2 protein-coding genes and 1 tRNA gene are annotated in these 4,677 nt (G+C 72.4%); 2 read left to right on the forward strand and 1 reads right to left on the reverse strand.

Annotation, left to right across the window (positions count from 1 at the left end):
- Positions 1-136: 136 nt before the first annotated feature.
- A complete protein-coding gene (gene fdh, locus GTW67_RS33080) occupies positions 137-3,397 on the forward strand; it encodes a formate dehydrogenase (RefSeq protein ID WP_237519155.1) in 3,261 nt (1,086 codons plus the stop codon).
- Positions 3,398-3,422: 25 nt separating this feature from the next.
- Here the strand turns inward: fdh and selD are convergent, their stop codons facing one another.
- On the reverse strand, positions 3,423-4,451 hold the full coding sequence (gene selD / locus GTW67_RS33085) for a selenide, water dikinase SelD (RefSeq protein WP_161168439.1): 1,029 nt from the start codon (positions 4,449-4,451) through the stop codon (positions 3,423-3,425).
- Between the two features lie 86 nt (positions 4,452-4,537).
- Between selD and GTW67_RS33090 the strand changes: the two genes are divergently transcribed.
- Positions 4,538-4,630: transfer RNA gene (locus tag GTW67_RS33090), tRNA-Sec, on the forward strand.
- The last annotated feature ends 47 nt before the right edge of the window (positions 4,631-4,677 follow it).

A 4,677-nucleotide genomic window follows, 5' to 3' on the forward strand; every position in this document is an offset into this window, starting at 1 on the left:
TGGAGGACCCCCGGTACACCGTCGTCCCGCAGCGGGAGCGGCTGGCGGACGGCGGGGCGGCAGAGGAGGATTGAACCGCCGGGAACGGGACACCCGCTCCGGCGGCAGAGCGCACCGGGTCAGGACGGAGGACGGCATGGGCGTACGCACCTGGATCGACTCATGGCCGGTCTACCGCCAGCTCAAGGGCACCGACCCCCTCGGCCGCGGCGCCGCCGCCAAGAGCGGGGCCAGTGAACGGCTCACCCCCCGGGTGGCCTCGGCCGACAAGGTCGTGAAGTCCGTCTGCCCGTACTGCGCGGTCGGCTGCGGCCAGAACGTGTACGTCGAGGACGGGCGCGTCACCCAGATCGAGGGCGACCCCGACTCCCCCATCTCCCGGGGCCGGCTGTGCCCCAAGGGCTCCGCGAGCCTCCAGCTCACGACCGGCGGCGCCCGCGAGCAGCACGTCCTGTACCGGCGCCCGCACGGCACCGACTGGGAGCGCCTGGACCTGGACACGGCGATGGACATGATCGCCGACCGGGTCGTCGAGGCCCGGCGCGCGGGCTGGCAGTGGGAGGTCGACGAGACCCGTACCCGCCGCACGCTCGGCATCGCGAGCCTCGGCGGCGCGACGCTGGACAACGAGGAGAACTACCTGATCAAGAAGCTGTTCACCGCGCTGGGCGCGGTGCAGATCGAGAATCAGGCGCGTGTTTGACACTCCTCCACCGTTCCCGGTCTGGGAACCTCGTTCGGCCGCGGCGGCGCGACCACCTTCCAGCAGGACCTCCAGAACTCGGACTGCATCGTCATCCAGGGCTCGAACATGGCCGAGTGCCATCCCGTCGGGTTCCAGTGGGTGATGGAGGCCAAGGCCCGCGGCGCGAAGGTGATCCACATCGATCCCCGGTTCACCCGCACCAGCGCGCTGGCCGACGTGCACGTGCCGCTGCGCGCGGGCTCGGACATCGCCTTCCTCGGCGGGATCGTCAACTACGTCCTGGCGAACGACAAGTACTTCCGCGACTACGTCGTGGCCTACACCAACGGCCCCGTCGTGCTGCGCGAGGACTTCCGCGGCCCCGACGACCTCGACGGCGTCTTCTCCGGCCTCGACCCGGACAGCCGCAGCTACGACAACGACAGCTGGCAGTACGAGGGCACGGAGATGCAGGCGCCCTCCGGTGAGCGCGACATGGAGTACGACAAGCGCACCGGCGGTGGCAGCTCGGTGACGGAGGCGGCGCGCGGCGAGTCCCACGGCTCGGGCGGCGCGGACATCGGCGAGGGCGACTTCGAGCGGGACGAGACGATGACGCACCCGCGCTGCGTCTTCCAGGTGCTGAAGCGGCACTACGCCCGCTACACGCCGGAGATGGTCGAGCGGATCTGCGGGGTGCCGCAGGACCTGTTCCGGCAGGTGTGCGAGCTGGTCACGGAGAACTCGGGCCGCGACCGGACCACCGCCTTCGCCTACGCGGTCGGCTGGACGCAGCACACGGTGGGCGTGCAGTACATCCGCGCGGCCTCCGTGCTCCAGAGCCTGCTCGGCAACATCGGCCGGCCCGGCGGCGGCATCCTGGCCCTGCGCGGGCACGCGTCCATCCAGGGCTCGACGGACATCCCGACCCTGTTCAACCTGCTGCCGGGCTACATCCCGATGCCGCACGCGCACCAGCAGGAGGACCTGGACGCGTTCGTGCGGGGCGTGGCGGCCCGCAAGGGCTACTGGGGCAACATGCGCGCCTACCTGGTGAGCCTGCTCAAGGCCTACTGGGGTGACGCGGCGACGGCGGAGAACGACTTCTGCTTCGACTACCTGCCGCGGCTGACCGGCTCCCACTCGACGTACGAGACGGTCATGTCCCAGCTGGACGGGGTCTGCAAGGGCTACTTCCTGATGGGCGAGAACCCGGCGGTGGGCTCGGCCGACGCGAAGATGCAGCGGCTCGGGATGGCGAACCTGGATTGGCTGGTGGTGCGGGACTTCTCTCTCATCGAGTCGGCGACCTGGTGGAAGGACGGCCCGGAGATCGAGACGGGCGAGCTGCGCACGGAGGACATCGGCACCGAGGTGTTCTTCCTGCCGGCCGCCGCCCACACCGAGAAGGACGGCAGCTTCACCAACACGCAGCGCCTGTTGCAGTGGCACCATCAGGCGGTGCCGCCGCCGGGCGAGGCCCGCAGCGACCTGTGGTTCACCTACCACCTGGGGCGGATCATCCGCCGGAAGCTCGCCGGCTCCACCGATCCGATGGACCGCCCGCTCATCGACCTGACCTGGGAATACCCGGTCAAGGGCGAGCTCTCGGAGCCGGACGCGGAGGCGGTCCTCGCCGAGATCAACGGCCATGACGCCGACGGCAACGCCCTGTCGTCCTACGAGCAGTTGAGCGACGACGGCTCCACGGTGTGCGGCTGCTGGATCTACTGCGGCGTCCACACCGACGGCGTCAACCAGGCCGCCCGCCGCAAGCCCGGGGAGCAGCAGGACTGGGTGGCGGCCGAGTGGGGCTGGGCGTGGCCGGCCAACCGCCGTGTGCTGTACAACCGCGCCTCCGCCGACCCCGACGGGAAGCCGTGGAGCGAGCGCAAGGCGCTGGTGTGGTGGGACGAGGACCAGGAGAAGTGGGTGGGGCACGACGTCCCGGACTTCAAACCGGACAAGTCCCCCGACCACGTGCCGCCGCCGGACGCGACGGGCCCCGAGGCCCTGTCGGGCCGGGATCCGTTCATCATGCAGGCCGACGGCAAGGCCTGGCTGTACGCGCCCGCCGGGCTCACCGACGGCCCGCTGCCCGCGCACTACGAGCCGCAGGACTCCCCCTTCCCCAACCTGCTGTACGGGCAGCAGCGCAACCCGGTACGGCACTTGCTGCCCCCGCACCCGGACAACCGCTACCAGCCGAGTCCGGGCGCCCCCGGCTCGGAGGTGTTCCCGTACGTCGCCACGACGTACCGGCTCACCGAGCACCACACGGCGGGCGGCATGTCCCGCTGGCAGCCGTATCTCGCGGAGCTGCAACCGGAGTTCTTCTGCGAGGTCTCCCCCGAGCTGGCCGCCGAGCGCGGCCTGGAACACACCGGCTGGGCGACGATCGTCAGCGCCCGCGGGGTGATCGAGGCGCGGGTGCTGGTCACGGACCGGATGGCGTCGCTGACCGTGCACGGCCGGGCCCTGCACCAGGTGGGACTGCCCTACCACTGGGGCCCCAACGGCTACAGCACGGGCGACGCCGCCAACGAGCTGCTGCACATGGCCCTGGACCCGAACACGCACATCCAGGAGGCCAAGGCGATCGCCGTGGACATCCGGCCCGGGCGGCGCCCGCGGGGCCCGGCCGCCGTGGAGCTGGTGCGGGAGTACCGGGCACGCGCGGGCATCGACGAGCACACCGGCACCGAGCTGTGACGGACGGTGCGCGGACGTCCGCCGGTCAGCGCAGGACGACCGAGTGCGGCCCGCGCGCGACCAGTTCGCCGACGACGGGCGCCCCCGGCACCTCCCCGGCCACCAGCAGGCCGCCCGAGGTCTGGGCGTCGGCGAGCAGGAGCCGGGTGTCGGCGTCCGTGTCCCCGAAGTCGGTGAAGGGCGCCACCCACTCCAGGTTGCGCCGGGTGCCGCCGCTGACGTAGCCGTCGCGCACGGCCTCGCGCGCGCCGTCCAGGTAGGGCACGGCGGCGGTGTCGAGCACGGCGGTCACTCCGGAGGCGCGGGCCAGCTTGTGCAGGTGGCCGAGGAGGCCGAAGCCGGTGACGTCGGTGGCGCAGACCGCACCGGCGTCCAGGGCGGCCGCGGCGGCGTCCCGGTTGAGGGCGGTCATGGTGGCCACCGCCTGTTCGAACCGCTCGCCGGTGGCCTTGTGCCGGTTGTTCAGGACGCCGAGGCCGAGCGGTTTGGTCAGCGACAGCGGCAGGCCGGGCCGGCCCGCGTCGTTGCGCAGCAGCCGGTCCGGGTCGGCGATGCCGGTGACGGCCATGCCGTACTTGGGTTCGGGGTCGTCGACGCTGTGTCCGCCGCCGACGTGGCAGCCGGCCTCGGCGGCGATGTCCAGGCCGCCGCGCAGCACCTCGCGGGCCAGCTCGAAGGGCAGGACGTCACGCGGCCAGGCCAGCAGGTTGACCGCGACGACGGGGCGGCCGCCCATCGCGTAGACGTCGGAGAGCGCGTTGGCGGCGGCGATGCGTCCCCAGTCGTAGGGGTCGTCGACGACCGGGGTGAAGAAGTCGGCCGTGGACACGACGGCCTGCGCGGGGCCGCCGGGCGGGGCCGGCAGGGTGACCACGGCCGCGTCGTCACCGGTGGCCAGTCCCACCAGCAGCGCGAAGTCGCTCGCGGTGGTCCGTGTCCCGGCGGCCAGCGGGCCGAGCACGTCCTCGAGTTCGCCGGGAGGGATCTTGCAGGCGCAGCCGCCGCCGTGGGCGTACTGCGTGAGGCGCACGGCGGTCTCGGGCGTCGATGTCATGCCGGTACTCCTTCGTGGTGGCGTGTGCTGCCCGGTGGTGGCGGGGCGGTGACCGGCCGGGGGCCCGTGTAGCCTGGCCGGGCGGTGGAGGCGTGTGGGTGCCTGGTGGCCCTCCCGGTCTTCAAAACCGAGGTGTCCGAGGATCTCGGGCAGGCGGGTTCGATTCCCGTCCGCCTCCGTTTCCGCCCTCCGCGCCGGCCGGCCGGCAGCGTCTGCGCAGGTCGTC

The organism is Streptomyces sp. SID5910 (genome assembly GCF_009862125.1).
Classification (GTDB): Bacteria; Actinomycetota; Actinomycetes; order Streptomycetales; family Streptomycetaceae; genus Streptomyces.